A 2,579-nucleotide genomic window follows, 5' to 3' on the forward strand; every position below is an offset into this window, starting at 1 on the left:
CGTGTTGTGCTGGTGAGGGTATGCGCTGCGAGGTGCGCGGTGTATTACCTAACCGGGGTGGTGGTGCTGGTCAGCGGGTGGGGGCGTAGCGGTCGAGACCGAACAGGTCGTAGAGGCTGCGTTGGGTGTCGGTCATGTCTGTGAGGATGCGTTGGGCGCGGGGGCGGCCTTTGCCGCCGTCGTGGTAGAGCAGCACGGTCTCGCCGATGCCGGCCAGTTCGGTGAGCAGTCCGCGGACGGACAGGTGCAGACCGGCTTGATGGGCGGCGCGGCGTATGAGGTGCGCGACGGCGAGGGCGAGTACGCAGATGAAGACGTGGACGCGGATTTTCTGGTCGGTCCAGTGGTGCATGGGTGAGAACGACACGACGTGGGGGTCTTTGAGTTGGCGGAAACCGAACTCGGCTTCGGACTGGGAGCGGTAGGCGGCCACGACGTCGGCGACCGGCCAGGTGTCGCGGTTGGTGAACAGGATCCGTTTGCCGAACAGGCGCTGTTCGAGTTTGGCGCGGGCGCGGCTGTTGGTGCGCCAGGACAGCCGGAAGGTGGCCGGGTCGTCGCCGGTGAGGGTGGTGGTGATGATCTGGCCGACCCAGCGGGGTTTGAGGATGGTGGCGATGTCGGCCTCGACTGCGGCCAGGGAACGGCGGGTAGCGGCACGGTCCAGGCGGGCCTGCAGGTCGACGAGGCGGGCGTGGGCCTTGGCCAGGGTCTGGTCCAGGCCGCGGGACTGCCCGGCGTGCAACGTGGGTGAGTGGGTCAGCACCGCGCGGCGGGTGACGCCCAGCGCGGTGACGGTGGTATCCACGGCGGTCAGCTCACCGAAGCGGTCGGGGTCGACCACGCGGTAGCGGGTGCGGGGGATGTCGAGCAGGTCGGGGTGGTCGCTGGGTGGTAGCGACCCGACGAACCCGACGCCTGACTCCTCGACGAGGGCGTGATTGTCGGCCGCGTTCTGGCCGGCGTCGTAGACCACGGTCAACGACTCGACCGAGTCGATCAGCAGTCGGTAGCGGGTGACAAGTTCGTCCAAGACGGTGGTGAACTGGGTGACGTCGGGCCGGTCGCCGGGGTAGGCGTGCGAGACGATCGGGATACCACCGTCACGGGTGACGACCAGGGCCAGGCCGATCAGGCGCAGGTCAACGCGTTTCTGTTTGGCCTTGCCGCGTTGGGCGATCGATGCCCGCTCGTTGGTCGAATTGATGTGGGTGGCGAAGTTGGTCATGTCCAACGCGACGCTGGCCAGATCCAGGCCGTATCGGTCGATCATACCGCCGTAGATCTGGGTCTCGATTACGGTCAGGTCCCCGTCGCCGAGGCGGTCCATCGCGTCCCAGAACCGGCGGTGATCCAGAGCCTGCTCATCCAGTTTCACCCAGCGTGGCCCGGATGTCGTGGCCCACCAGTCGGCGAAGGCCCGCTTCGAGCACGGGTCCACCACCCGGTTCAACGTGGCCAGGGCCAGATAGGTACCCACCGAGGCGCCCGCGTGAGCGTGACGGGGCGCGACATCATCGACCAGCCCGACCACATCGAGGCCGGCCAACACCGACCACACCGCTGCCACATCCCCGAACCGCTTATGCTGACTACGCACCGGTGCGACCGCCGCCGCGCCGGTCAGTTTCGCGATCACCTCGGCCGCCGGACCCATGTATTGCTGGGAAACGATGCGCGGCTTGCCATCGACGCGGGCGGACTCGACCAGGTAGTAGTAGGTCTGCCCACCCTGACGCTTCCCCACGATCGACGGCATATCTAGGTAATACACCGCCGGGCGCCAAAAACCCAGCACCGGAGCCCTTTCAACGCTTGTCGATCATGAAAAGCCGGAAACTCGGGCTAGGCGGTGGCAGCCGGTTTCTCCGACGCTCATGCGGTATCTGCAACGGCATTCTGAGGAGCGGGGTGCGACGGAGGAAGGTCAACTGCTGCGCTATCGAAGTGGGCAGCCCATCACATACCGGCGTTACGATCATCTGTGGGTGCGGATCGGCGAGCACCTGCCGTGGGTTTACACACAACAGATCAGCACCCACTGGTTGCGTCACACCACGCTGACATGGGTGGAAAGGAACTTCGGCTATGCCATCGCACGAGCATACGCCGGTCATTCGGAAAGCGGCGGTGATGCTGGCACTACAGCCACCTATGTGCGGGCGACAGTACAGGAGATCGCCGCAGCCTTGTCGGCGCTTACTAATGAGCCGCATCCCTTAAGCTAGCTGTGTGGTGGGACCTGGCCTTGCAGGGCTGGGTCCCACCATGCAATGCGGCGTGGTTGCGGAACCGAATTCGAGTTTCGATAGTGGTTGCCTGCTTCGTCAGTGGCGGCATGTCCTGAGCGCGCCGTAGCGGAGTGTCGAGTGGCCAGGTCATTCAATGAAGTGGCGCGGACCTGCCGCAGTTGGGAAAGGAGCAGTAGCCATTGGCTCCCTGGATGTAGGGGTGGCTCTGGCTGGTGTTCGACGATCCGCGTGCGGTGGGGCGATGTTTGGTGTTTGAATCCGGTCCGGTGGTCGGACCAGATCTGTCCGGCTGTCGGACCAGCGCTAGTTCTGTGGTCGAACCAACTA

General features: G+C 65.1%; 2 protein-coding genes. One reads left to right on the plus strand and one right to left on the minus strand.

From position 1 onward, the window contains the following. Positions 1-70: 70 nt before the first annotated feature. Positions 71-1,759 carry an IS1634 family transposase gene (locus tag C5N14_RS31410; RefSeq protein ID WP_117673530.1) on the minus strand — a complete coding sequence of 563 codons (1,689 nt, stop codon included), beginning with the start codon at positions 1,757-1,759 and terminating at the stop codon, positions 71-73. Positions 1,760-1,988: 229 nt separating this feature from the next. Between C5N14_RS31410 and C5N14_RS33720 the strand changes: the two genes are divergently transcribed. Beyond that, positions 1,989-2,228 (plus strand): hypothetical protein, encoded by a 240-nt coding sequence (locus C5N14_RS33720; RefSeq protein WP_243640295.1) that lies wholly within the window; start codon positions 1,989-1,991, stop codon positions 2,226-2,228. Positions 2,229-2,579: the final 351 nt, after the last annotated feature.

It is taken from the genome of Micromonospora sp. MW-13 (assembly GCF_003434305.1).
In the GTDB taxonomy this organism is placed as follows: Bacteria; Actinomycetota; Actinomycetes; order Mycobacteriales; family Micromonosporaceae; genus Micromonospora.